Annotated in this window: 30 protein-coding genes, 4 tRNA genes and 1 pseudogene; 21 read left to right on the plus strand and 14 right to left on the minus strand. The window is 52.4% G+C overall.

Translation table 11 applies throughout. The features are described 5' to 3' along the window. Positions 1-88: 88 nt before the first annotated feature. The gene (locus BG55_RS22000) at positions 89-340 is read left to right on the plus strand and encodes a DUF1493 family protein (RefSeq protein WP_268745066.1); all 252 of its coding nucleotides are present in this window, start codon (positions 89-91) and stop codon (positions 338-340) included. A gap of 326 nt (positions 341-666) precedes the next feature. On the opposite strand, the gene BG55_RS23025 is transcribed toward BG55_RS22000, so the two are convergent. Continuing rightward, positions 667-828 (minus strand): hypothetical protein, encoded by a 162-nt coding sequence (locus tag BG55_RS23025; protein WP_200871631.1) that lies wholly within the window; start codon positions 826-828, stop codon positions 667-669. Between the two features lie 37 nt (positions 829-865). Here BG55_RS23025 and BG55_RS23030 point away from each other — a divergent pair, with 37 nt between their 5' ends. The 7 genes and pseudogenes from BG55_RS23030 to BG55_RS22020 all read left to right on the plus strand — a co-directional run bounded on the left by BG55_RS23030 (position 866) and on the right by BG55_RS22020 (position 3,580). After that, positions 866-1,066 (plus strand): hypothetical protein, encoded by a 201-nt coding sequence (locus tag BG55_RS23030; RefSeq protein WP_200871632.1) that lies wholly within the window; start codon positions 866-868, stop codon positions 1,064-1,066. Between the two features lie 124 nt (positions 1,067-1,190). Beyond that, positions 1,191-1,634 (plus strand): STM2901 family protein, encoded by a 444-nt coding sequence (locus tag BG55_RS15735; protein WP_034939472.1) that lies wholly within the window; start codon positions 1,191-1,193, stop codon positions 1,632-1,634. 7 nt (positions 1,635-1,641) lie between these two features. Then, positions 1,642-1,953 carry a DUF1493 family protein gene (locus BG55_RS15740; protein WP_034939474.1) on the plus strand — a complete coding sequence of 104 codons (312 nt, stop codon included), beginning with the start codon at positions 1,642-1,644 and terminating at the stop codon, positions 1,951-1,953. Positions 1,954-2,046: 93 nt separating this feature from the next. Next, entirely contained in the window at positions 2,047-2,190 is a 144-nt protein-coding gene (locus tag BG55_RS22005) for a transposase (protein WP_420889623.1), read from the plus strand. After that, positions 2,159-2,281 (plus strand): transposase, encoded by a 123-nt coding sequence (locus BG55_RS22010; protein WP_071995044.1) that lies wholly within the window; start codon positions 2,159-2,161, stop codon positions 2,279-2,281. Before BG55_RS22005 ends, BG55_RS22010 begins: the two co-directional genes overlap by 32 nt. Beyond that, a pseudogene (locus BG55_RS23310) lies at positions 2,250-3,404 on the plus strand (IS3 family transposase). The gene BG55_RS22010 and the pseudogene BG55_RS23310 overlap by 32 nt, the downstream one beginning before the upstream one ends. Further along, the gene (locus BG55_RS22020; RefSeq protein WP_071995039.1) at positions 3,356-3,580 is read left to right on the plus strand and encodes a helix-turn-helix domain-containing protein; all 225 of its coding nucleotides are present in this window, start codon (positions 3,356-3,358) and stop codon (positions 3,578-3,580) included. The pseudogene BG55_RS23310 and the gene BG55_RS22020 overlap by 49 nt, the downstream one beginning before the upstream one ends. A gap of 67 nt (positions 3,581-3,647) precedes the next feature. On the opposite strand, the gene BG55_RS15755 is transcribed toward BG55_RS22020, so the two are convergent. From BG55_RS15755 to BG55_RS15770, 4 genes are all read right to left on the minus strand, one after another. Beyond that, positions 3,648-4,100 carry a lysozyme inhibitor LprI family protein gene (locus tag BG55_RS15755; protein WP_034939476.1) on the minus strand — a complete coding sequence of 151 codons (453 nt, stop codon included), beginning with the start codon at positions 4,098-4,100 and terminating at the stop codon, positions 3,648-3,650. Next, positions 4,097-5,026 (minus strand): DUF8812 domain-containing protein, encoded by a 930-nt coding sequence (locus tag BG55_RS15760; protein WP_034939478.1) that lies wholly within the window; start codon positions 5,024-5,026, stop codon positions 4,097-4,099. Before BG55_RS15760 ends, BG55_RS15755 begins: the two co-directional genes overlap by 4 nt. A 452-nt stretch (positions 5,027-5,478) precedes the next feature. Next, a tRNA-Ile gene (locus tag BG55_RS15765) sits at positions 5,479-5,555 on the minus strand. Between the two features lie 257 nt (positions 5,556-5,812). Next, positions 5,813-6,382, minus strand: coding sequence for a histidine phosphatase family protein (locus BG55_RS15770; protein WP_034939481.1), 570 nt, complete (start codon positions 6,380-6,382; stop codon positions 5,813-5,815). Between the two features lie 710 nt (positions 6,383-7,092). Here BG55_RS15770 and BG55_RS15780 point away from each other — a divergent pair. The 3 genes from BG55_RS15780 to BG55_RS15790 are packed head-to-tail and all read left to right on the plus strand — an operon-like array spanning position 7,093 to position 10,557. Continuing rightward, positions 7,093-8,478: an MFS transporter gene (locus tag BG55_RS15780; protein ID WP_034939487.1), complete on the plus strand. Its 1,386-nt coding sequence runs from the start codon at positions 7,093-7,095 to the stop codon at positions 8,476-8,478. Positions 8,479-8,530: 52 nt separating this feature from the next. Beyond that, complete coding sequence (locus BG55_RS15785; protein ID WP_420842895.1) at positions 8,531-9,577, plus strand: LacI family DNA-binding transcriptional regulator; 1,047 nt, start codon at positions 8,531-8,533, stop codon at positions 9,575-9,577. Beyond that, the gene (locus BG55_RS15790; protein WP_034939489.1) at positions 9,574-10,557 is read left to right on the plus strand and encodes a nucleoside hydrolase; all 984 of its coding nucleotides are present in this window, start codon (positions 9,574-9,576) and stop codon (positions 10,555-10,557) included. Before BG55_RS15785 ends, BG55_RS15790 begins: the two co-directional genes overlap by 4 nt. Positions 10,558-10,608: 51 nt before the next feature. Here BG55_RS15790 and BG55_RS15795 read toward each other — a convergent pair whose 3' ends face one another. Continuing rightward, positions 10,609-12,060 (minus strand): PepSY-associated TM helix domain-containing protein, encoded by a 1,452-nt coding sequence (locus tag BG55_RS15795; protein WP_034939491.1) that lies wholly within the window; start codon positions 12,058-12,060, stop codon positions 10,609-10,611. 56 nt (positions 12,061-12,116) lie between these two features. Then, positions 12,117-12,602, minus strand: coding sequence for a DUF2946 domain-containing protein (locus BG55_RS15800; RefSeq protein WP_235192778.1), 486 nt, complete (start codon positions 12,600-12,602; stop codon positions 12,117-12,119). A 168-nt stretch (positions 12,603-12,770) separates the two neighbouring features. On the opposite strand from BG55_RS15800, the gene BG55_RS15805 reads away from it, so the two are divergent. After that, on the plus strand, positions 12,771-13,997 hold the full coding sequence (locus BG55_RS15805; RefSeq protein ID WP_034939494.1) for an MFS transporter: 1,227 nt from the start codon (positions 12,771-12,773) through the stop codon (positions 13,995-13,997). Between the two features lie 44 nt (positions 13,998-14,041). Here the strand turns inward: BG55_RS15805 and BG55_RS15810 are convergent, their stop codons facing one another. Then, a complete protein-coding gene (locus BG55_RS15810) occupies positions 14,042-14,509 on the minus strand; it encodes a YbaK/EbsC family protein (RefSeq protein WP_034939495.1) in 468 nt (155 codons plus the stop codon). A gap of 71 nt (positions 14,510-14,580) precedes the next feature. Next, the gene (gene fhuF, locus BG55_RS15815) at positions 14,581-15,375 is read right to left on the minus strand and encodes a siderophore-iron reductase FhuF (RefSeq protein ID WP_034939498.1); all 795 of its coding nucleotides are present in this window, start codon (positions 15,373-15,375) and stop codon (positions 14,581-14,583) included. A 102-nt stretch (positions 15,376-15,477) separates the two neighbouring features. Here fhuF and BG55_RS22640 point away from each other — a divergent pair, with 102 nt between their 5' ends. Beyond that, entirely contained in the window at positions 15,478-15,750 is a 273-nt protein-coding gene (locus BG55_RS22640; protein ID WP_152542810.1) for a hypothetical protein, read from the plus strand. A gap of 42 nt (positions 15,751-15,792) precedes the next feature. Here BG55_RS22640 and BG55_RS15820 read toward each other — a convergent pair whose 3' ends face one another. After that, positions 15,793-16,884, minus strand: coding sequence for a GGDEF domain-containing protein (locus BG55_RS15820; RefSeq protein ID WP_034939501.1), 1,092 nt, complete (start codon positions 16,882-16,884; stop codon positions 15,793-15,795). Positions 16,885-17,145: 261 nt separating this feature from the next. Between BG55_RS15820 and BG55_RS15825 the strand changes: the two genes are divergently transcribed. Next, entirely contained in the window at positions 17,146-17,421 is a 276-nt protein-coding gene (locus tag BG55_RS15825) for a DUF1435 domain-containing protein (protein WP_052018904.1), read from the plus strand. A gap of 109 nt (positions 17,422-17,530) precedes the next feature. On the opposite strand, the gene BG55_RS15830 is transcribed toward BG55_RS15825, so the two are convergent. From BG55_RS15830 to BG55_RS15840, 3 genes are all read right to left on the minus strand, one after another. Further along, a tRNA-Leu gene (locus tag BG55_RS15830) sits at positions 17,531-17,617 on the minus strand. A 29-nt stretch (positions 17,618-17,646) separates the two neighbouring features. Next, positions 17,647-17,733 (minus strand) — tRNA-Leu (locus BG55_RS15835). Between the two features lie 30 nt (positions 17,734-17,763). Then, positions 17,764-17,850: transfer RNA gene (locus tag BG55_RS15840), tRNA-Leu, on the minus strand. Positions 17,851-18,062: 212 nt separating this feature from the next. On the opposite strand from BG55_RS15840, the gene BG55_RS15845 reads away from it, so the two are divergent. Further along, on the plus strand, positions 18,063-18,533 hold the full coding sequence (locus BG55_RS15845; RefSeq protein ID WP_034939503.1) for a hypothetical protein: 471 nt from the start codon (positions 18,063-18,065) through the stop codon (positions 18,531-18,533). A 213-nt stretch (positions 18,534-18,746) separates the two neighbouring features. Here BG55_RS15845 and rsmC read toward each other — a convergent pair whose 3' ends face one another. Continuing rightward, on the minus strand, positions 18,747-19,775 hold the full coding sequence (gene rsmC, locus BG55_RS15850; protein WP_034939505.1) for a 16S rRNA (guanine(1207)-N(2))-methyltransferase RsmC: 1,029 nt from the start codon (positions 19,773-19,775) through the stop codon (positions 18,747-18,749). A gap of 146 nt (positions 19,776-19,921) precedes the next feature. Between rsmC and BG55_RS15855 the strand changes: the two genes are divergently transcribed. The 6 genes from BG55_RS15855 to tssK all read left to right on the plus strand — a co-directional run bounded on the left by BG55_RS15855 (position 19,922) and on the right by tssK (position 24,803). Further along, a complete protein-coding gene (locus BG55_RS15855) occupies positions 19,922-20,359 on the plus strand; it encodes a DNA polymerase III subunit psi (protein WP_152542821.1) in 438 nt (145 codons plus the stop codon). Beyond that, complete coding sequence (gene rimI / locus BG55_RS15860; RefSeq protein ID WP_034939508.1) at positions 20,304-20,744, plus strand: ribosomal protein S18-alanine N-acetyltransferase; 441 nt, start codon at positions 20,304-20,306, stop codon at positions 20,742-20,744. Before BG55_RS15855 ends, rimI begins: the two co-directional genes overlap by 56 nt. A 63-nt stretch (positions 20,745-20,807) precedes the next feature. Continuing rightward, positions 20,808-21,488: a pyrimidine 5'-nucleotidase gene (gene yjjG, locus BG55_RS15865; protein ID WP_034939510.1), complete on the plus strand. Its 681-nt coding sequence runs from the start codon at positions 20,808-20,810 to the stop codon at positions 21,486-21,488. A 914-nt stretch (positions 21,489-22,402) separates the two neighbouring features. Continuing rightward, positions 22,403-22,903, plus strand: coding sequence for a hypothetical protein (locus BG55_RS15875; protein ID WP_071995042.1), 501 nt, complete (start codon positions 22,403-22,405; stop codon positions 22,901-22,903). A 24-nt stretch (positions 22,904-22,927) separates the two neighbouring features. Then, complete coding sequence (gene tssJ, locus BG55_RS15880) at positions 22,928-23,434, plus strand: type VI secretion system lipoprotein TssJ (protein WP_034939515.1); 507 nt, start codon at positions 22,928-22,930, stop codon at positions 23,432-23,434. 25 nt (positions 23,435-23,459) lie between these two features. Then, entirely contained in the window at positions 23,460-24,803 is a 1,344-nt protein-coding gene (gene tssK / locus BG55_RS15885; protein WP_034939518.1) for a type VI secretion system baseplate subunit TssK, read from the plus strand. Position 24,804 lies beyond the last annotated feature (1 nt).

Here is a 24,804-nt window from a genome sequence, read left to right on the forward strand (position 1 = left end):
CTCGTGTTTTGTATAAGGATTCGACACCCATATCAAAACCGGTAACTCTCAACCTTTCAAGGCTATATGTCAGATCAAGTCGCGACTAATACAACTCAGTACTGGAAAATATCTTACTGTTCGTGAGGATGTGTATGAGCTGGTCGATAAATACGTTGAAGTTTTTAGGGTTGATTGTAGCACTATAAACTGGCGGCGTTATTTTCCCATTCTTATATTGCCGTTTCTACCTAACTGTATAATGCCTGCCCGTTTGCGCTCAGACCGGCATAAACCGGAGCCGTTTACTGTCGGAATGCTTATAGAATCAGCCAAAGCAGGTCGCTGGCTTTATGACTGAGCAGCCGGGTAAATAACTTTTTAGATTATTCGTAGCTACGTTTACCCTGTCTTTTGGCAGGGGTTCTTTATGTTTGTCATCTGTATCCTGGACAATGGCACTTAGATGTAAGCCGCAATTGGTAGTTAGCTCCCCCTGACATGGCATTTTTTTCCTGACTGACTCCCTTTGAGCGCTGATTTCACGTTTCTACAATGATCGTTATGATAAACCATGACAGGAAAAAATTGCCTGAACACCGTAATGCGAAAGTCATCAGGGGAAAAAAACAACCTGAACCACGAGGATAATTCTTATCGTAGAACGTTTGTGTAGGCTCTTGGCTTTCATTCAAACCGTTGCTCCCTTTCGCTATCTTCCCGATGTTCACGCTCTTTTTGGTGTTCGACCCACTGACTCATTTTTTCACAAACTATTTTGGCATTCTCTGCGATATCCCGACGCTCGTGTTTACTGAGCGTACTGATGGCCCTTGCTCTGGCTTGCATTATGCTCGCCAGGCTACCACTCCAGGATGCTGGAGTGATGCGTTCAGCAAAAGACTCCAGTACAGCTAGTGGCTCAGGTGAGGCTTCTAACAGTTTTATTGCAGCTTCGTGTAAGTTCATTACAGTCTCTTCATTGTTCTTTGACCAAAGGGCTATGCCACCAGCAATAGCTGGCCACTACAACGCGCTGGATACCACTGAAGAAGATATTTTGCAGCCAAAAAAGTCTGAACTGTAGCCCTGACGTGATTAGTTTTTTTTATAAATAGTTCAGGTAACCTTCTCAATTTCATGGTTTATTCTGGACCGTTCAAGAGGCAGAAGTTAGGATAGCTTTCCTCATTTGCCAAAGGGAGAAAGGCATGGATACTATCGAGCAATTAAATGGAACGTATTTTTTTGACGGAATGAGTGTTGACGCCGAGGAGCTTCTGTTCTGGTTAATACTTGATGAATTTAGAAAACGATTCTGCGGGATAACTGATATTGTCGCCGTTGCTTCGATGTTAGCCAGTCTTCCGGTTATCCCTGTAAGAGGTAAGTTGGATGTACTGAAAACGACGCGCGGCACCAGTCCAATATCCCTCATAAGTCGGGTGCTAATACGTCAACGTTTTCAAAATAAGCACCGCACAATTACATGGAAAAAATTGCTGCGCGGTGAATGGTCATACACGACAAGCGTCGGAGCGTATGTTGGTCGTTGGGTGCCATGGATTGGTGCGGTAATAACTGCTTTTGACCTCTCTATCATTACTCATAATGTCATACTTCGTTATAAACTGATTACAGGCATAAAAGGATAATACTGGTATGAATAAAGCTGAAAGTGTTCGCCGCCTTATTGCTGAATATTTTTGGGATATGCCAGATGATGCCTCACTGAGTACGGGTAAAAATGGCGTTTTGCCTGAAGAAGCTAATGATTTTTTTGAAGAGTATGCAGAATCACTTCACGTTGATATGTCTGCCTTCTACTTCAGGAAATATTTCCCAAATGAAGGTGTTCGGTTTTTGCCCGGCGCGATTCTGCCAAAATACATGCAAACCGACCATCATCAACCTGCACCGTTAACCGTTGAGATGCTTATTGAGTCTGCTGTAGCAGGGCGCTGGCTTTACTGATAATGCTGTGTTGTGTTGTGCTGTGAACTGCTCCCCGTTGATTAACACACCGCCATGTTAGTAATGTCTTCATAAGCCACATGAGGACACCCCATCAAGAAGCGTTTTTCCGACGAACAGCTCATCAGTATTCTCCACGAGGCTGAAGCCGGGGTTTCTGCCCGTGAGCTCTGCCGCAGGCACGCCATTTCCGACGCCACCTTTTATACCTGGCGCAAGAAGTCTCCACGAGGCTGAAGCCGGGGTTTCTGCCCGTGAGCTCTGCCGCAGGCACGCCATTTCCGACGCCACCTTTTATACCTGGCGCAAGAAGTCTCCACGAGGCTGAAGCCGGGGTTTCTGCCCGTGAGCTCTGTCGCAGGCACGCCATTTTCGACGCCACCTTTTATACCTGGCGCAAGAAGTATGGCGGTATGGAGGTGCCCGAGGTTAAGCGCCTGAAGTCGCCTGAGGAAGAGAACGCCAGACTCAGGAAGCTGCCTGCCGAAGCTAAACTGGACAAGAAGGCACTTCAGGTGGCTCTGGGGCGAAAGTACTGACGACAGACCAGAAGCGGTAAGCCGTTGAGTTTATGTATGATGCGACCGGTCTGCCGCAACGTCGTGCCTGTCAACCTGCCGTTATTCGGTTTAGCGTCCGGCTGCTGACGCGCAGCTGTATATACGCATCACAGAGGGCACTTGAACGCTGCTGTTTTGGTTACCGGCGTATCTGGTAGCTTCTTCGGCGTGAAGGTCTTTGCGTTAACCACAAGCGGGTTTACCGCATCTATCAACTTAATGACCTGAGTATAAAACGCAGACGACGTCGTAGAGGGTTGGCAACAGAACGTCTGCCGCTGCTCCGCCCGGCGGCACCCAACCTGACCTGGTCGATGGATTTTGTCATGGACGCGCTCACCACCGGTCGCAGGGTCACGTCCCTGACCTGTGTGGACGACTTCACGTAGGAGTGCCTGATAATTACCATCGCATTCGGGATTTCAGGCGTTCAGGTCACGCGTATTGTGGACAGCATTGCACTGTTTCGAGGCCATCCGGCGACGATAAGAACTGACCAGGGGGCCGGAGTTCACCTGCCGCGCACTGGAGCAATGCGCTTTTGAGCATGGTGTTAGGTTGCGCTTAATCCAGCCGGGCAAGCCAACGCAGAACGGATTTATTCGGAGCTTAAACGGACGATTTCGCGATGAATGTCTGAATAAGCACTGGTTGAGCAATATCGTTCACGCCAGGAAAGTCATTAATGACTGGCGGCAGGATTATAATGAATGTCATCCACATTCAGCACTAAATTATCAGACGCGATCAGAGTTTGCAGCATGGTGGCGGAATGGAAAATGTGAAGGTAAACAAATCGACATTACTAACTCAAGGTTGTATCTAATACTGGGGGCAGGTGTGTGTCACAAGGCAAAGACTGGCACCCGTCTGAGGTTTCAGCCGAACTGAAGAAAAGAGGGCGTTCCGTATTACGGTTATCACGAGAATCGGGCCTGGCCGAATCCACGTTGGGTAATGCGCTCTATCGTCACTGGCTAAAGGGAGAGATTATCATTGCTGTAGCGCTGGGGGGCATCCCATCGGATATCTGGCCTTCCCGTTGCCCAAGGCGAAAGGAAACCTGATTAGGTGCGTACAAAGCTTTGCCATTGCAATAAACATTCTGAGGGAGACCTGGGTCTCCCTCAGAATTTAGTCGGTCATATTTGTATTTACAAAATTGATTTCTTCAATGCGACGTTCGTTCATGTTAAGAATGCAACTCGTTGTTACTTTTCCTAAATCATGTGTACTTTGGGCGCTGGTTACAGCAGCCTGACAAAAAGTATCCCTGTAATTTATCCAGGTTTTTTGACTGGCTTTGAATTTAGTAATCATTTGCTGTTTCTGTTCCTCGCTTCCCATCCACCACAGATTATAGTCAAAAGATTCGATATTCTTTAATTTCTGGTCATATACCTGCTTTAATGATAATTCTGATTTGTTACTTATCTCGCTTAGACATTCATCGTTATTATCGCCGAATTTCGATGAGCAGAGATCTACTTCTTTGTTTGAAAGAATGTCTGGTAATTTGGAAGATGCATAGGAAAATCCTGTACAGGTTACTAATGAACAGATAAGCAGAAATTTAATTTTTTTCATTTTAAATACCTTATTCTTATAAGATTTCTTCTGTGATCGAAAGGTAATAGATTTTCTTCAATGTACTTTATGATTTTCTGCCGATTATTGGATGATGCCATTATTTTGACCATTAAAGGGGCTGTTCGGTTGCCCATATAAAGTGTGTCAATAAACACGTCTCTGATTTTTGACTCAATTTCCCCCCAGGTCAATCGATTAGGTACATTCCGCGAATTACGGTTATAAACTCCAATCCCATAGTAACGTTTTTCACGATAAGCTATCTCAAAAAGATTAATTTGTTGCTGGTGTGTAATTTCACCAACAAGGGGGCCATATACTTTGACGAACTGCTCGGCCTGCCTGCTTTTGAGATGTGCTGCTTTTGAGCAAATTACCGCTTTGTATTCTTCAATACCCGCCTGCCTAAGTGTTGAGTGAATTTCTCCAGCACTTCGTTCCCGCATGTCATACCCGCGCCCTAATGTGACTCCGGAACGTGCCTCAGGCCAGTGTAAAATACGGGTAAAATTGGGATACCGGTTTTGCCTGAAGGGTTCAACGGCGGTGATATAATCTGATCCTTCTGCATCAAAGGTTATTTGTCCTTCGTGAACGCGGAGAGGGCCGCTGGTATTTTTGGGCCGCCAGTGAGGGGTTATCGCGTTGCTCAGGGCCTGAATAAAAAAAGAGTCAACCGGTGTTACCAGTCCAGAAGGCGACATATTCAACAGGCGTTGATACCAGCGAATAGCTTCAATCGTGCTCTGGCCGCACTGACCGTCAACCTTCAACGTTCGTCCGGTGGCCTGCCGGTAACCTGCACCGGAAACCATTTGCTGAAGTTTTTTTACTTCATCAGGTGCATTTGTGCCGCATGTGCCGACCGATGAGAAAAGGCGATCGGGATGCAAAATCACAGGGGTGTGAGAGCGTCCTTTCATGTGAGTAATTTCCCTTTAAGTATTAATCCAGTGGTGATTCATGGTGAATAATACTTCACCTGGGATTTAGAGCAATTACAGGATTTACTGATTTGTCGGCTGTCTAACAATCCTGCTTTTCTGGTAGTGATAGCTGGGATTGTCTCCGGCCATATAACGGGGTTAACTGCTCGCGGGTTTTCTCTAAAGAAACGAGCTTAATGTTTTTTCCACAGCCAAGCGGGCAGGGGCTGAAGATTTTCCAGGCACCACTACGCGCACGACTCATGGCTTTCGCTGAAGCTCGAACTCATTCGCGGCAAGGCGATTGCAGCTCCGGGCAGACACTTTCAGTACGTGTGATAGCTGCTCAATAAGCCGCCATGATGCATCATGCTTACCGTTTCAACATATCCACGGCATATCCCCGAAAAAACAAAAGGGCCTACGTTCTCACGTAAGCCCTTGATATTTGGTGGCCCCTGCTGGACTTGAACCAGCGACCAAGCGATTATGAGTCGCGTGCTCTAACCAACTGAGCTAAGGGGCCTGTGGCGCGGGATTATAAAGGAACTTGTCACAGCGATCCAGCGGTTCGCTACCGGTTGATTGTTTTTCAGGCAGTTGAGTTTTATTTGGAACTGATTGATTAACAATACTTTCTGGCTGTTCACACCTTTCTTCACATCTCATAACGCACAATCCCGAAAAGCAACTAAACAACGTGCCGTCTTTCAGGCGCGGGGGCTGAACAGCCGATGGTCGTCTGGGTTGCCATCTCAGGCGGCGTTTTTATTGATTATGAGGCTATTCAACCTGTGACGGAATCAATGGAGGGTGATAAATAGCCGTGCTCCAGTGGCGACTACTGGCGTGTTTCTCTGCCAGCCAGCCCTCTTTACGTAACTGGCGGGCGATCATTTTATTCATAATCCCATGCCCCACCAGCAGGACATTGCCGTGGCAGGACAATGCAATCAGTCGTTCGGCTGCCTGTTTCGCGCGCCGTTGTGCCTGTCGATAAGACTCCACCTGGCCTGAATAACCGCAAAACCATAGTGCCCTGAGCAGAGAAAGCCAGAAGGCTGCGGGAAAAGCGGGGCAGCTCAACGCCATCTCCGGCAGGGAGACTTCACGAAACATCCCATCCACCAGATTTGCCGCCAGCCCTAATTTCCGCATTGATGAACAGGCGCGAGGTAAAGGGCTGGAAACGATATAATCTGCGGCAGCGGCAATCCGTGCGCTTCTCTCCGGCGCAGCCTCTTCGACCACCGACAAATCATAGGATGCGCACCACTGCTTCATTGCCCGTGCAGGCAACCAGCCAGAGGAAAAATGAGCAGGTTTGCCATGCCGCATCAGGATGATGGTCATTACCTTTCTCCGTTAAGCCCGGTCTACGCCACGACGATAAAGTGCACTCAGAGCCTGGCCCATCAGGACTGGTTTACCTGCCATTCTGAACCCGGGCAGCGCCCGAAATCCTCACCGGTTCCGTGTGCGCTACGGTTTTTGCGCGCTGTCCGTCTTCGGACCGGCTGCGACAATAACGCCAGGTGGCACAGGCTCTTATGCTGCTGAAGCCATCACACGAGAAGACATCGTCATACTGCTGACACATTAAGCTGTTCAGATGATTGCCGCCAGAGCCAGTGTAAAGCTGATTAAAAAATCGGACCTGCATGACCAACAAAGACCGTATGGCGTTTTTCCCGGTTGTTACGGAATTAACTCTCTGTACGTAAAGGGTATTTAAATAATTTTATGCCGATAACGCAGCGCATCTTCAGGGCGGGTATGGCCGCTTATCGTTCTCCGGTTCATTTTCTACGCGCGTAGATTCTGCGGGTTCGAGATCAGATGCGGTTTTCTGTTGGTCAGCAGGCCGTCTTCGTTTCAGGTGATGAATACGACTGGTTATCAAACCAGCGAACGGGAAACGAGCAGAACACCCCAACACCAGGGAACCTGTTACCGATCTTTCAGCCTGGCATCAGCAAAAGAACGTTCTCAGCGGTGAAGTTTCCTGGCTGACCAGGCCCGCGCAGAGCGAAATAAGCACGCCTTTTACCATGGGATTTTTTATGTCCACACAACAATCAATCCAGCCGGACCTTTCACGCTCAGCAGCCGATGAGCGGTTTGCCACTCCTCAGGGACGCAGCGAATTCTGGCGGGCAACACTCTCCTGCTGGCTGGGTACGGCAATGGAGTATGCAGATTTCGCACTCTATGGTCTGGCCGCCGGCATTATCTTTGGCGATGTGTTCTTTCCCCAGGCCAGCCCGGCGATGGCACTGCTTGCAAGCTTTGCCACCTGGTCGGTCGGGTTTATCGCCCGACCGATTGGCGCTCTGTTCTTCGGCTGGCTGGGCGACCGTAAAGGCCGCAAGGTGGTGATGATCAGCACCATTATCCTGATGGGTGCGTCAACCACCCTGATTGGGCTGATCCCCAGCTATGCCTCGATTGGATTGTGGGCGCCTGCCTGTCTGGTGCTACTGCGATTCAGCCAGGGGTTTGGCGCAGGGGCGGAGCTGTCAGGTGGCACGGTGATGCTGGGCGAGTATGCGCCTGCCGAAAAACGCGGTCTGGTTTCATCAATCATTGCACTGGGTTCCAACAGCGGAACGCTGCTGGCCTCACTGGTCTGGCTGGCGGTGGTGCAAATGGACCCTCAGCAGTTGCAGGCGTGGGGCTGGCGTGTGCCCTTTCTGTGCAGCTCGCTGATTGCGCTGGTTGCGCTATGGATACGTCGCCATCTGCGCGAAACGCCGGTTTTTGAGCGCCAGAAAGCGGAGATCCTTGCCCAACGTAGCCAGCCAACAAGCCCTGCGCCACGGCAGCAAGCTGAACGCAGCCTGCTGCAACGCAGTCGGGCGTTTCTGATTATGGTGGGTTTGCGCATTGGTGAAAACGGTCCCTCTTATCTGGCGCAGGGATTTATCATTGGCTACGTGGTTAAAGTGCTGGCCGTGGACAAATCTGTGGCGACCAGCGCCGTGTTTATCGCCTCGGTGTTGGGCTTTCTGATAATTCCTTTTGCTGGCTGGCTTTCTGACCGCTTTGGTCGTCGTATCACCTACCGCTGGTTCTGCCTGCTGCTGATACTCTATGCCTTCCCGGCATTTATGCTGCTGGACTCGCGAGAGCCGCTGATTGTGATACCGACCATTGTGACGGGAATGGGGTTAGCCTCACTGGGGATCTATGGTGTGCAGGCCGCGTGGGGCGTGGAGATGTTCGGGGTGACTCACCGCTACACCAAAATGGCGACGGCAAAAGAGCTGGGCTCGATCCTCTCGGGCGGCACAGCGCCACTGGTGGCGGCCGCGCTGCTCTCCTGGAGCGGTCACTGGTGGCCGATTGCCTGCTACTTTGCGCTGATGGCATTGACGGGTTTTCTGACCACCTTTGTCGCGCCCGAAACCCGTGGCCGCGACCTTAATTTGCCGGAGGATGCCATTTGATTATCACCCGATCCCGCCAGCGGCTGTGCTGGATCACTGCTTTTCAGGTGGCATGTTGGCAAAAATAAGTCGTCATCGTGCCACCAGAGCCGATGTGGCCAGAGAAGCCGGGACGTCCGTTGCGGTGGTCAGCTACGTGATCAACCAGGGGCCGAGGCCGGTTGCTCAGGCAACGCGGCTTCGCGTGCTGGACGCTATTAAAAAAACAGGCTACCGGCCAAACCAGGTTGCCCGCGCGCTGGCTTCCGGAACCAGCAAAACCCTGGGGCTGGTGGTGCCAGATATCTCCAATGCGTTTATTGCCTCCTTTGCTCATGCATTGCAGCAGGAAGCGCTAAAAAATGGCATGGTGATGTTGTTGGGGGATGCCGGAGACAGCCGCCAGCGCGAACTTGAGCTGATCAATAACCTGCTCAGTCAGCAGGTGGATGGCCTGTTTTATAACAGCGTCGATCGCCATCCCTTTATAGAGGTGATCCAGGCCAGTGGCACCCCGCTGGTGATGCTGGAGCGTGTCGATCCGGCGCTGAACGTTCATATTCTGGGGGTTGATGAGCGGGCGGCGGCTTATCAGGTGAGCGCCCATCTGCTCAGCCACGGTTACCAGGATGTCGGAATTATCTGCGGGCCACTGGCGATGTTAAACACCCAGGATCGTCTTGCCGGCTGGCGTCAGGCGCTGGCTGAGTTCGGGATAACCGAGCGGCCACAGTGGATTTTCCCGACCCTGTACACGCGCGAAGGGGGCTACCAGGCGGCCAGAACCATGCTGGCCGGTGAAAAAATGCCTCGTGCGCTGTTTGTCAGCAATGAGGCGCAGGCGACAGGATGCATACGGGCGCTGGCAGAACAGGGTATCAGCGTACCGGGACAGGTTGCGCTGGTCTGTTTTAACGGCACGGAGCAATCAGCATTTTGTGTGCCTTCACTGACCACGGTGCGTCAGCCGGTAGAGGCGATGGCCCGCCAGGCGATTGCGATGCTGTCAGCGGGAGAAAGTGAAGGGCAACTGAGTGAGTTTGCTCATCAGTTTCAGCAGGGGGAGTCCTGCGGCTGCCTGTTACAGAACAATGAACCCGGAATACGAAAAACCAGATGAGAAGAGTGATTATTGATTGCGATCCCGGAAACGGTATCACCGGGGCGAATGTGGATGACGGGCTGGCACTGGCGCTGGCGCTGGGATCGCCTGATATCTCACTGGAGCTGATCACCACCGTGGCAGGCAACACCCCCAGTGACATCGGTTTCAACGTGGCAATGGCGCTGGTGACGCAGGGAAACCTGAAGGTGCCGGTGTATCAGGGGGCCGAACAGGCGCTGGTTGAACCCGCGCAGCCGTGGCGGGAGGCGCTGGATAATCGCGTTTATGCTGCAAATCTGGCCCATCTGTGGCGGGACGTGGCGTCGCCCCAGGTTCGTCAGGCTCCCTCTCTGGCGGCGGCAGATGCTATCGGTCAACTGATTTGTGCCAACCCGGGGGAGATAACCCTGGTGGCTATCGGGCCGTTGACCAACGTGGCGCTGGCGATGGCGCGCTATCCGGCGATGATCGCAGCGGTACAGGAGATCGTCATTATGGGCGGGGTGTTTACCCTGGATGACTATATCAAGGACACTAACTTCGGGCTTGATCCGGAGGCGGCGCAGCAGGTGCTGACCAGCGGAGCGCGGATTACGCTGGTGCCGATGGATGTCACTACGCAAACGATGCTGACCCGGCAGGATTTGCAGCGTTTTGCCAGCATTGACGGCTGGCTTGCCCGCTATGTCTGTGAAACTCTGCGACCCTGGCTCGAATACTCAATGCAGACCCGTAATATACCAGGTTGCTGGATCCACGATGCGCTGGTGGTCGCCTGGCTGATTAATCCGCAGGTGGCGACGGCGGCTGACTATTATGTTGATGTCGAAGTGCGGCCGGGGATGACACGCGGTAAAGCCTGGCGATTTCGACCACCGCTGCGCGTTGATGTGGCGGTAGGGGAGCCAACGGGGAGCCGGGTACAGGTGCTGAAGACGGTGGATAATCCGTTGCTGTTAACGATGCTGGAGCAGGCGCTGAAAAATCCGCCCTGATTGCTTGCCTGCGGGTTAAATTCGGGGGTGGCGTTGCCACCCCATTACGACTCAGGCGGCGACAGACTTCCTTGCCTGGTGCCAGCGCACGATATCCACCAGCAGCAATGCCAGCAGACTGATGCCCATCAACGGCAGGCTGACCGCGAGGGTTACGGTCAACACCAGTAGCAGGAAACGGGCGCTGAGCGAGAGCTGCTGCCAGCAGTAGCACAGCGTGTCTGCCGGGTGGAGAGTCTGTCCGCGGGTGGGGCGACGCAGCCACCACAGGCGATAACCCAGCACGATCATCACGCACAGCCCCACGCCAAAAAAAGCCAGCAGCAGCTGGTTAGCCAGGCCGAACAGCACCCCCATATGTGCATCAATCCCCCAGCGGGTGAGCTTTGCCAGCAGGCCATAGTGGGCGAACTCCACTTTATCCACCACCTGAAAACGTTGCGGATCAACCGCCACGCTATCCACATGGGTGGGCCAGCGACGATCGATTTCACTCACCGTCCAGGCTTTGTCTGGCTGCCATGCCGGGCGGATCTCAATTTTGGCGGCATTAATCCCGGCATCACGCGCCGCTTTCAGCACCCTGTCAAACTGCGCAGGCTGCACGCTGACCGCCGGGTTATGGGGCATCATCCCTGACATTTTGTGCTGCTGATGTTCATCTGCCGGGTGCGGTGCGGCCATCACCATACCCGGCATCGGGTCGGTAGCGGCAGGTTGTCCGGCGGTAAGTGCGGTATTGACTACCGGTGTCTGCCAGCCAAAATGCGCCCGCATGGCGGCGATATTATCTCCGGCCCAGCGTGACCAGGTCAGCCCGGTGGCGGAGAAAAAAATCAGCCCCAGTAGCAGTAATAAGCCCAGCGTACTGTGCCAGTAGCGGTGGCGAAGTATCTGCTGGCCACGTAAGGCTTTGCCGGATCTGACTCTGCGCGGCGAGCGGCTGGTGGCCCACAGCAGTACGCCCCCCACCGCAGCTACCCACAGCCAGCTGGCGGCCAGTTCGCTGTAATTTCTGCCGACATCGCCGAGCAGCAGATTGCGATGCAGATAGTCCAGCCAGGTACGTAACGGCAGAATGCCGCTGGTGCCATAAACATCCAGCTGCCCACGAACCTGCAAGGTATCCGGGGCGATAAAGACGGCGGTGGTTTCCGACGGGCCTGATGTTGCGGTGGTAAACATCACCCTGGTGGTTTCACCCGGGCCGGGAGCAGGTCGCACCGCGGCAATTTTTGCGTCGGGTCCGATAAATTGTTCAGCGACGGTAATCTGGTCAGCAAGAGGTCTGGCAGGCCCGCTGGCCGGGGTAAACAGCTGGTCAGCATAAAGCGCATTTTCCAGCTGCGGTGTGAGGACATACAGCGTACCGGTCAGCGCGGCGATAAAGATAAAAGGCGCGATAAACAGGCCAATATAGAAATGCAGACGGCGCAGCAGCGGCAACAGCGCGCTACCCGTCTGAGCGGCACGGGCAGGCCGCGCCAGGGTTTTTTCCGACATAATGGTTCCATCCGCCTGTGTTCAGGCATTGAGCAGGTGATAACAGCACTATTTTTTCAGATCACGCGGCTCGATGCGGGTGGTGCGCGGGGACGGAAGAAGGTGGGAATAAAGCGTCTGATAACCGGGCTGAACAGAGGAACCGCATGCAGGCTGGCGGCCTGTAGCACAGACCACAGCGGTGGCAGACTGGTCAGCGCCAGCGGCAGGTGTACCAGCAGCAGACAGTAACCGCAGGCGCTGTCATCCATCACTGACAGGGGAGGATGTGACGCCTTCTGCGTGTCTCCGGCGGCCATGGCATCGTCATCCGTGGTCATACCGGGCATATCGTGCATCGCCATACCGGGCATATTCATCATCATCGCCATATGCCGGGCAGGTGTCATCGCCAGTGATTTGGAAATAACCGGGGCGATAAAAATCAGCAGCATGGCCAGCAGACCGGCCCAGGCCGCGTAGCGGTTGGGGGAGCGGTGCAGGGCGAACAGCGACAAGTCCTGAAGATCCTCGTCAGCACAGAAAGAGCGCGATTGTAGCAAAAAAGGGGCCTGATTGTAGCGAGAGTTCAGAAACAGCTGCTTACAGGCTGAAGTGAAGGCTCACAAATCCACCAGGATAGCTTTCTGTAAGCATGCTATAAACAAATGGTTAACATTTTACTAACCCACCGCTGTGGCTCCCGCACGCTGTAAGACAGGATAATCCCTATGTTCAACTGGACTTCTACCCAGCGCAATGTGGCCTTCGCCAGTTTTGCCAGCTGGATGCTGGATGCGTTCGACTTTTTTATACTGGTTTTTGTTCTGAGTGATATTGCGGCAAATTTTCACACGGAAATTTCCGACGTCTCCATCGCCATTATGCTGACGCTGGCCGTCCGACCCATTGGCGCGCTGCTGTTTGGCCGTCTGGCTGAAAAATATGGCCGCAGGCCGATCCTGATGGTGAATATCGTAACGTTTTCCCTGTTTGAGCTGCTCTCGGCATGGTCGCCCACGCTGGGGACATTTCTGGCCTTCAGGGTTATCTACGGCATTGCCATGGGGGGCATCTGGGGCGTGGCCTCATCGCTGGCGATGGAAACCATTCCGGATCGTTCACGCGGGATGATGTCCGGCTTCTTCCAGGCAGGTTATCCGGCGGGCTATCTGCTGGCTTCGATCATTTTCGGCCTGTTCTACAGCACCGTGGGCTGGCGTGGGATGTTCCTGATCGGTGCACTGCCGATTTTCCTGTTGCCTTACATCTGGTTCAAGGTGCCGGAGTCTCCGGTATGGCTGGCGGCAATAGAGCGCAAAGAGAGCGTGGCGCTGATGCCGGTACTGCGCAGCCAGTGGAAATTGTGCCTCTTTCTGGTATTACTGATGGCCTGCTTTAACTTTTTCAGCCACGGTACTCAGGACCTCTATCCGACCTTCCTGAAGGTACAGCACGGTTTTACGCCACACACGGTGAGCATTATCGCCATCTGCTATAACGTGGCCGCCATGCTGGGCGGGGTATTCTTCGGCACGCTGTCGGAAAAAATTGGACGTAAAAAAGCGATAATGATTGCCGCGCTGCTGGCCCTGCCGGTGCTACCGGTGTGGGCGTTCTCCTCCGGCTCCTTCACTATCGGGCTGGGTGCATTTCTGATGCAGTTTATGGTGCAGGGCGCATGGGGCGTGGTGCCCACTTATCTGACCGAGCTGGTCCCGGCGAACACCCGTGCTGTGCTGCCTGGTTTTGTCTACCAGTTAGGAAACCTGATTGCTTCAGTGAATGCCTCGTTACAATCACACATTGCCGAAGCGCACGGCAATAACTACGGCCTGGCGATGGCGATCGTCGCCGGGACCGTGGCGATATTAATCACTCTGCTGGTGGCCTTCGGGCGTGAGACGAGGGGCGTGGCAATTTCATCTGGCAGTGCGGCAGAGAAAGCTTCTCACTGAGGGAATAACTGAAAGCGGATCGGGCGATCCGCTTTTCCTGTGCGTCAGCCCGGTAGCTGGCAGACATCCACCCAGCTGGCGGACGTCAGTTTCGCCATCTGTTCCGGTGAGATTCGCACCGCGCTGTTAATCGATCCGGCGGCGGGCAGCACTTCAGCAAAATCCCGCAGCGAGACGTCACAAAACACCTGCAATGGGTTTTCCAGACCGAACGGGCAAACGCCGCCAACGGGATGTCCGGTCCAGTTAACCACCTCATCGGTACTCAGCATCCTGGCTTTACAGCCCAGCATCTCTTTCAGCTTGCGGTTGTCGAGGCGGGCATCGCCACGGGTAACAATCAGGATGACGCGCTCTTTGACCTTCAACGATAACGTTTTGGCGATTTGCCCCGGTTTCACGTGATGCGCGCGGGCGGCAAGCTCGACGGTGGCGGTGCTTTCCGCCAGTTCAATAATGCCAATTTCAGGGGCGTGTTCGGCAAAGAACTGCCGTACTGACTCCAGGCTCATGCTTATCTCCCTTTTTCAGAACGGCTTAAGCTGCCACAGAGTCGGCTGACTGTAAACGGGAAGAGGTGGGATCAGAGTGGATTAAGGGTGCAATTGCCGCAACGCTGAACGTCGGGCAGGCGGTAACGCTGGCAGCAGGTGCGGCGTTGCATCTCGCCGTCACGGGGCAGCATGGTGCGAAAGAACGGATTGTCGGAACCATCCAGCAGGGTGCGCGAGAAGAAATAAGCCTGCTCCAGTTCCTGGCGCAGTGGCTCACCCGTGAGTGGAGCCAGTTCACCCAGAAACCAGTGGAGAGCAAAGCCGGTATTGCTCCAGATAAGTTTGCCGTTAATGCCGTCATGCTGTGCAATGCCATTGACCACCGGGATCAGATGGCGCTGAATCAGGCGGTCAACACGCTGTCGCGGTGACAGGTAACGTGCTGTTTCATCCTCGCGCACATCAAACCAGAAAACAGCAGGGCGGCCCGTCTCGCTGAACTCCACCTGACAATATTGCGGAGAGATATCCAGCGCACGTGTTTCCAGCAGCAGCGCCATGATCATTGGTGGCATCACCAGGCCCAGATACCACTGCGCCCAGAGTGACTGTAACGGCTTGTTTTCACGTTCCATCTGCGGCTGTTCGCGGTACATATAATCACCGTAGCGCGCGTTCAGCCTGGCGAAATTTTCCGTCGTGGACCAGGCGCTGAGAGTCATACTGCCAGCGGGAGGCTGTTCACCAAGCCTGATCGAATCAAGGAAATAAGCACGATGTTCACTGAATAACGCCCGCAACGAGGCTGCCAGCGGGCGGTTGCTGTGCATAAAAATCAGTGGGTGTGAACCATACTCAGATGCCTGACGAACAGTGGTGGTCATAGGGTATCCAGTTTGAATGGAAGTGCAAAAACAAATGATAATCGTTCTTGATTCTATCTGAGGGGGAGCAGACAGACAAGCGTCTGGCAGAGGGTATGGTCGATGGCCGCGAAAGCCTGCCGTTCTGACTTATTGTGGGGGCATCAGAACAGGATTATTTTTTTGATTGCTGCGAGCTGCCTTCCCGATGGAGAAAAAAGATTATCAGCTTCAGACGAAAATGAATTTACCCCGGATTTGACGCGCTTTAAGACGTGGAGAAATTATTTAAACGCTGCCGCAGGAGCATTTAATTCAGTAATGTCCGGCTCAGGTTTATTAGAAAAAATAATAGTTCGGGGCATTTCTGCGGTAATTTGGATTAAGTGTAAATAGTAAATTCATTTAATAATTCGGTCAGCTTCACCTGTTAATGGCTCAAAGGGTATCCGCTGGCTGACTCAACCCGCTTTTCACAATATCCCGGTAGGATAAAATAGTATTGCGCCCACGATTTTTTGCCAGATAAAGCGCCCGGTCGGCGTTAGCCAGCGCGCTGTCGAAATCCGTTGCTTTCATCTGTGCGTAACCCGCGCTGACCGTTACGTGGGTGGCAACCCGGTCATTAAAACGATGGGGAATTTCCAGATCGAGAACCGACTGGCGTATCCGTTCCGCCAGCTTGTGGGCTATTGATTCATTAATATTGGTCATCAGCACCAGAAACTCCTCACCGCCATAGCGCGTGACCACATCGCGCGAACGCACCGCATCACGGATAGCTGCTGACACTCTGGCCAGCGCCTGATCGCCCATCGCATGACCGTAATTATCGTTATAGGCTTTGAAATGATCGATATCCAACAGCAGCACAAAGTGATTGCCGGTGTCGGGAATATTTTCCAGCCGGTTCTTCAGTCCGCGACGGTTATACAGGCCGGTGAGAGGATCAATCATACTGAGTCCACTGTACTTTTCTTTATCTGCATACAGCTCGTGGACCAGGCGGCGGGTAAACGTATCGCCACGGTGTTGCATCAGCTGATGCAGCGTCACGCCGATTAATGGCAGAGCGATAGTAAACAGGATCATCAGGATATTCTGTCCGTGATCCAACCACAGCACCGCCACCGAAGAGGGCGCGATATGCAGACAAAAAGCGGGTAAATGATTACCCAGAGCGATAACGCTGATAAAGAATACACCAATCAGACTGAGCATCAGAAAACTGCTGTCAAAATAAAACACTAACTGGTACTTCGCGACAATTTGCCACACCCAAAGTAATCCGGTTAATAACGATACAATATTTAATACCGGAAATTCACCTTTAGGCCTTAAAAACATCCAGATCAATAATCCGGAACTGAACACGGCCAGGATCAGTGTAGGTGTAATATAGCTGAAGGCGATTTTTTTCATATCGCTGCATAAACAAAATAAAGAGGTTGCTGCATTTAAAAAAAGAAATAGCATCAGCGAGAGCCTGTGCCTGCTGTTAAGCAATTCATCATAGCTTTGTAATTTCATTATTCTCTACTCGTTACTGCCCTGAATAATGCACGGTGATTAACAGAATTACCGTTCTTTTTTATTCCTGTAATAGTTTAATGTAGTTATTATTTTAAATTTATTTAATTTCGGACTGACTCAATTTATCACTTAATAACTTTACTGTCACCAGAAGGTTTAATTTTTCAACAGCATGATAACGATTTTTGCTGCAAGATGAGAATTATTACATTATGATATTGGTAATCATTATCATTTAAAATGGTGTGGGATTGGCTGATGCTGACAACAAAAGTGATACTCTGGCGGGGATGTGAAAGTTTAGTAAAGCGGCTGGATAGCGCCTGGGGAGTGGTGCTTCCCTGTCTGATAGTACCGCCGATTCTGCTGCTGGATCTCTCTTTCACCGCGTGGCGTGCCATGATGGTATCTGCCCTGTTGATGACCATCGCTATGCTTTTCCACCAACGTTCGCGTCATTATCTGCTTCTGCCTTCCTGTCTGGCCGTGGCGTCGGGGATGGCGGCAATCTCAGTCAATTTTTCGGTGTTGTAAGTGCTTTATAGCAGGCCTGCGGCAAAGGGCAGAGTGACATGTCAGTCGTGGCGGAACAAAAGAATTCTACGGGGGCTGGCTCAAAAGAGAGTAGTGACGGCGATCAACATGGTGCGAAGAGAGGGACTTGAACCCTCACGTCCGTTAAGACACTAACACCTGAAGCTAGCGCGTCTACCAATTCCGCCACCTTCGCGTCTTGTTGATCTGCTCATATCACCGCATTGGTGCGAAGAGAGGGACTTGAACCCTCACGTCCGTTAAGACACTAACACCTGAAGCTAGCGCGTCTACCAATTCCGCCACCTTCGCGCAGTGCTGTGCGATATGAACAATGTGGTTTGGTGCGAAGAGAGGGACTTGAACCCTCACGTCCGTAAGGACACTAACACCTGAAGCTAGCGCGTCTACCAATTCCGCCACCTTCGCCCGCCGTCAGTACAACAGTGTTGTATGACTACCACGGAGGCGCATTCTAGAGATTTTCCCCAACAGGTCAACAGTTATTTAACGCTGGTGCGGCAATCGCTGCAAAAAGCGCCAGAGACAAAAAACGTTAACTCCCCGGGAAAAGCTTATTTTGATATAAAAAATATCTTCGCCTCGCTATGGTGGTTTTTTTCAATATATCGGGAGCGATTATGAATTTACTGGAGTGTATTGGGGGGCGTAATGCAGCCCTGTCCGCGGACCATAGATCTGAAGTTGTGGTTGCAAAAAAAGACAATAGTCTGAACCGAAGAGGTAGGAATTGTATTTTGCAAAAGATAATTAAATCATGCAATTCAGTTATTCATATGAAAAAAAGAGGTGTATATAAGGTTAATGAGATGAATATCTCGTCACCGATAAGCAGTTCTGTAACGGCAACAGTTTTCAAAACGGTGCCCGAGAAATTGAAACCATATTGTAAGAATCAGCTAATAGAGGTTGATTTCAATTACCTGATTAAAAACAAAATAGTTCTTGTCACTACCAGCGACTGTTCGAATACAGGGATGGCATTACCTGAAAATCTGCAGGGTGATCTTGAGTTAATGAAGGTGACATCAGGCAAAAAAGAGTACCGGATTAAAGACTGGGACATGACCCCTGTACATGCCTGGGATTAACAGGCTGATTTTACGGAAGGCCATTCCGTTGTGATCGGCTAAAGAAGCCATGCTTATGAGTCCGGAAAAGTGAATGCCTGTCAACTCTACCTGACAGGCATTGTTTCTCCTCCTGACCGCCCCTGAATCTCACTGCACGAGTGAAACAGTGCCGGAATCGGAAACACCAGTTGGTATCCCTTCAGCGGCGGCGTATTTCAGTAAAACAGACGTCTAACGTTTTGCCGCTCGCGACCAGACCGCGCGATACACCTTGAAGCGCCCATTCTGCACCAGCACTTCGTGGCTGCCGAAGGTTTCATCCAGCACCTGTGGATAAGGGAGGAAAGCGTTGGCGACAATGCGCAGTTCACCACCAATATTAAGATGCTTAGCCGCGCCACGAATCAACTGCTGAGCGGCTTCCAGGCTGGTTTGCATCCCATCATGAAACGGTGGGTTGGAGATAATCATGTCATAGCGACCGTTCACCCCGGAATAAACATTGCTGGCAAAAACCTCCCCCTCCAGACCATTGGCGGCCAGCGTGGCTTTACTGGCCTCAACGGCGGCGGCGCTGACATCGGTCATCGTCAGGCGAACTTTCGGGGAGAAACGTGCCAGCATGGCAGACAGCACGCCTGCGCCACAGCCGACATCCAGCACCTTCCCTTTAGTGTGCGGTTTCAGGGTGGAGAGTAGCAGCTGACTGCCAACATCCAGACCATCGCGACTGAACACGCCAGGCAGGGTTTTCACCGTCAGATCCCCCAGCGGATAGTCAGCCCACCATGCCTGCACATCAAACAGCGGTTTTTTATCAAGACGACCATAATAAAGGCCACAGCGGCGGGCGCTGTCGATTTTATTCAGCGTGCTCCATTCTGCAACCATCGGTTCTGCGCTGCGCACGCCGCTGCGATTTTCTCCCACCACGAACAGGTCGCAGCCAGTGGGCAGCAGGGCGAGCAAATTTTCCAGCTGGAACTGTGCTTCCGGCTTATTTTTGGGCCAGAAGTAGATCAGGGTATCGCACTCCGCGACCATTTCCGGCGTCGCCAGCAGGCCGTAGTGAGCATTTTCTCCCAGTGTGCGGCTCAGTAGCTGCCAGTGATGATACTGCTGGGTATGCACCCGACTCAGCGCGGTATCCAGTTGGGCGGGCAGGTCGTCCTGCAAATCGCCGGCAAAGAGTACGCGGCGTTGAATAAACTCATCACTGTGACGCAGTATGACTTCACTGGCCGGGGTAAAAGCAGACATCGGTGGCTCCTTCTGAATCAGAACGGGGAGTATACCTGAATTAACCGGCGTTGCAGCCGGAAGTCACTCCGACCCCGGGGTAGTTGGCGCAGAGGGATGAGGTTTGTTAGCATAGCGCCGCAATCAAGCGGCCCGACGGGAATATGATGTCTTCCAGACGTGACTGGTTATTACAGCAAATGGGCATAACGCAGTATACGCTGCGCCGTCCGCGTGCCTTACAGGGCGAGGTTTCCATCACCCTGAGTGAACAGACACGCCTGCTGATCGTGGCCGACAGGCCGCCGGCGCTGAACGACCCCTTTATCAGCGATGTGCTGAAGGCTATGCTGCTTGATGAGCATCAGGTGATGGTACTTACGCCGGAGCAACGGGCGATGCTGCCTGATGATACTGATTGTGTCAGCTGGTGCCTGGGGCTGTCTGCCCCGGTAACCGCCGATGGTTCCCACATTGCTTCGCCGCAACTGGCGGAGCTTTCTCACAACGCGAGTGCCAGGCGCGCACTCTGGCAACAAATTTGCAATTATGAATCAGATTTCTTTACTGACGCCGGGCGATCTGCAACGCGCTCTGGTGATTGAACAGCGCAGCCACGCCTTCCCGTGGAGTGAGAAAACACTGAGCAGCAATCAGGGTGAGCGTTATCTCAATTACCGGCTGGATGTGGGAGACAAAATGGCGGCCTTTGCCATCACCCAACTGGTGCTGGATGAAGCCACGCTGTTTAACCTGGCGGTGGATCCGGACTTTCAACGGCGCGGCATTGGCCGGGAGCTGTTGCAGTTTTTGATTAATGCCCTGACGGCACGCAATATTCAGACGCTGTGGCTGGAGGTGCGGGCCTCCAATCGTCCGGCCATTGCGCTTTACGAGCAGCTGGACTTTAATCAGGTCTCCGTACGCCGCAACTATTATCCTGCGGCGACGGGTAAAGAAGATGCCATCATTATGGCGCTCACCCTCTGAAATGATCGCGTTCAGTACAAGCGCGCCACCTGCACCCTGTGAACCGATAAAGGTATAGCAATAATGTTGCAAGACTGGGACTGGATTTTATTCGATGCTGACGACACGCTGTTCCATTTTGATGCGCTGGCCGGTTTACAGCTTCTTTTTCAGCAATATGGTGTGACCTTTTCCGGCCATGATTTCGAAGAGTACCAGGCAATTAATAAACCGCTGTGGGTGGAGTATCAGAACGGCACCATCACCGCGCAGCAGCTACAGACCCGGCGTTTTGTCCGCTGGGGAGAGAAACTGAATGTCACCCCTCACCAGCTGAATGCCGGTTATCTGGCGGCAATGGCAGAAATCTGTCTGCCGCTGGCTGGCGCGCCGGATTTACTCCATGCATTGAAGGGCAGGGTAAAAATGGGGATCATCACCAACGGCTTTACCGCACTGCAACAGGCCCGCCTGCAACGTACCGGTTTTCTGCACTATTTTGATTTGCTGGTCATCTCTGAAGAGCTGGGGTACGCCAAGCCGCATCCGGCCATTTTCGACCACGCGCTGGAGAAAATGGCGAATCCGCCACGGTCGAGAGTACTGATGGTGGGAGATAATCCGGATTCAGACATTCTTGGCGGGATAAGATCGGGGCTGGCCACCTGCTGGCTGAATGTGGACAACCGTCCGTTACCCGAAGGTGTTCAGCCCACCTGGCAGGTGCCTTCCCTGGCGGCGCTGCAAGAGATTCTCATTTCTTAAGTTTGCTCTTTTCAGCTTTTTATCTGTCAATATCGCAGCGGTTACATTTTGTGTATATCGCTGCACCAACAATCCTTCTCACCACGATATTTTATTCTGAAAATTCAGAACTCAAAAATATTGCCCAGGTTTTTCAGCTAATTCAGGTCCATTTTTGCCGGCAGGTATATAATATTTGGTTATTAAAGGTTAATAAGATTTACTTTAATAAGCATAAAAATTACAAAATTCAACGATAAAACTCAGAATGTTCCTGGATGCGCCGGGCCATTGCCGACTAATTTACCTTATTTCCTTAACATAAGAATATCTGAACAATTAAGGCACGAAGTGTGCATCGTTGAATAATTGGAGTGGTGTTGTAAAATTGCCGAAAATTTCATATTAAACTGTAACCTTAGTTACGGGTCGGGTGACTGAACTCAGGCTCGTGCGGTAGCTATGGTCAGATGTTCTGAAATAATGCATTGTTTATATTAAAGTTTTTTATTTAAATTGCTGTCTGTCCGGCATTCAGTTCTACTCTGGCGGCAGTCTGAACAGGATTGATTTTTTTGGTTCTTTTCAGATCTTATGGCGGCTGACAGCCAGGAACCGGCGGTGCGATTGCAGGCAGAGTTTTTAACTTTCTGCGGCGTTGCAGGTCGTGATTGCTGATTTTTCACCTGCTGAATCATCTCTGCCGGGTACTTTTTCTGTAGTAATAAATGGTTTAACGCATTATCCAGTGCTGAAGAATAGTGTGGGCGGCATGAGATTTTTGCTCTCTGTACCACACCAGCGCTGCCTGGCGCGTTTCAGTATTTCCTTCTGCTGTGCCTGACGGGCCAACCGACCAGGATATCTCTCTTTTTGTTAATAACTACTCTCCGGACCGTTTTGCGTCTTTTATTTGATAAAACTTCATGAGGATCATGGTGAAAATTCGAATCGCATTAAGCCTGCTGTTTGTTTTAACGGTTGCCGGATGTAAGGCACCCCCCAAGCCAATAACAGACGACACCATCGTCTCCAGCACCGTTGATGGCGTAAAACTGACCTATCGCCATGCGATACAGCCGCCAACGTCATTTACGCCGGTAAATGAAGAGTATCGCGCCTTGTATAACGCCTCGGTGATGACCCGTCCTGACTTCGGCGGCAAAGTGGTCAGCTACCTGGAAAACAGCAAGTCCTACACCGTGCTGGGTACGGTTGAGAACAACTGGTTCGCTATTGCAGACCAGGGACAGGAGCAGCTGCTGGGTTATGTACCAATGCGGGCGGTAGTGAAAAGCGACCTTTACGACAAAACCGTGAAAGCGGATTCACGTCGTAAACGCGTTCGTACCAGCGCGAAAAAAACCTGCGTTGCGGTCGATGGCGACAATAAAGCCTGCCAGAACAGCAACAACGGAACCTGGATCATCAACTGATAACGCGCTAATGGCCGCATCAATATGAACAGACAACGTTATTTGCGCCTGAGTATTCAGGCGCTTTTCCTGATGGCATTTGCTCTGCTGTCCGGTTGTGGATCTTCTTCACACAGTGTGCCTACGCACTACAGCCTGGTGTTCCGGGCTCATCCGCAGGTTAATGATGCCGCGCCGCTGAAGGTGCGGGTGTTATTGCTTAAGTCGGACGCCGATTTCATGTCTGCTGATTTCTATTCATTGCAGAACAACGCTGCCGGATTACTGGGTGGCAACCTGCTGAACAGCGATCAGTTCTTCCTGATGCCAGGACAGCTTAATAAAGCCCTGAAGGGACAAACCACCCCCGAGGCACGCTATATCGGGATTCTTGCAGAATATCAGTCTCTCGATGGTAAAAAGTGGCGACTTTCCCTGCCTCTGCCCGTCCCCGATGAAGGCCATTTTTATCAAATCTGGCAAAGCTCACCGGACGAACTGAAAGCCGACATCATTGCTGACATCAGCGGGTTACGCGCCGTCAACGAATGATTCCAGCCTGAAAACGGAAGCCATTATGAATAAAGCAGATAAAGTGGTCTGGACCGAGGGCATGTTTCTGCGCCCACACCATTTCCAGCAGTCAGAGAGCTATCAACAAAGTCTGCTGCGCAGCTGGGGAATGGCTATGCGCCCCTGGCTGTGGGGCTTTCTGGATTACGAAATAGACGAAGCGATGCTGCGCCAGGGCAAAATTGCCCTCAGCTCGGCCAGTGGCCTGCTGCCTGATGGCACCTTCTTCTCATTCCGCGATGCGCGTAACGGGCCGCCGCCGCTGGCAATCCCTGATAATCAGGGGGCGGAAAAAGTGGTGCTGGCGCTGCCTGCGCGGCGCAATGGCCGCGAAGATGTCATCTTCAGCGAAGCCGCTGACTCGCTGGCTCGCTACATCACCTTCGAGCAGGAAGTGGATGATTGCAACGCACTTTCTGTCGGCCAGGCGGCGGTGCAGTTCGGCAAGCTGCGCCTGCGCTTAATGCTGGAAAGCGACCTGTCTGCTGAATGGACCGCGATGGCGACCGTTAAGGTGCTGGAAAAACGCAGCGACAATCAGGTGCGTCTCGACGGCAGCTATATTCCGCCGATGCTGAACAGCGTCGCGCATCCTCAGCTGTATGAGTACCTCAGCGACATGCTGGGCCTGCTTGAGCAGCGCAGTCAGCAGATTGGTCAGCGCCTGCAACAGCCCGGACGCTTCAATACCGCCGATGTCACGGACTTTATGCTGCTGGCGCTGATTAACCATCATTTCGGCCAGGTCAGCCATCTGAAAAATGTGCCGTTGTTGCATCCTGAACAGCTGTTCGCCAGCTGGCTGGCCTTTGCCAGCGAACTTACCACCTGGACGCCGCAACGTTTTCCGGACGGCAGTCTGCCGGTCTATGACCATGACGAGCTGGCCTGGTGCTTTGGCAAACTGATGCTGATGCTGCGTCAGGGCCTGTCGCAGGTGCTGGAAGAGAATGCTATCCAGTTGCCGCTGACCGAACGTTCGCACGGCCTGAATGTGGCGACCGTGCCGGACAGCACAATGGTGCGCGAGTTTGGTTTTGTGCTGGCGGTGCGCGCCAATGTACCGGGTGAAGCCCTCCAGACTCACTTCCCGGCGCAGATGAAAGTGGCCCCGGTGACCAAAATCCGCGATCTGGTTCAGCTACAGCTGCCGGGGATGGTGCTGCGCGCCATGCCGGTCGCGCCGCCGCAAATCCCCTGGCATGCTGGTTACAGCTACTTCGAATTAGAGAAGGGCAGCGAGCTGTGGCAGGAGATGGAAAAGTCCGGCACCTTTGCGCTCCATCTGGCCGGTGATTTCCCCGGTCTGGCGATGGAGTTCTGGGCCATTCGTAGTCACTCAGCCTGAC

This window comes from Erwinia mallotivora (assembly GCF_000590885.1).
Classification (GTDB): Bacteria; Pseudomonadota; Gammaproteobacteria; order Enterobacterales; family Enterobacteriaceae; genus Erwinia; species Erwinia mallotivora.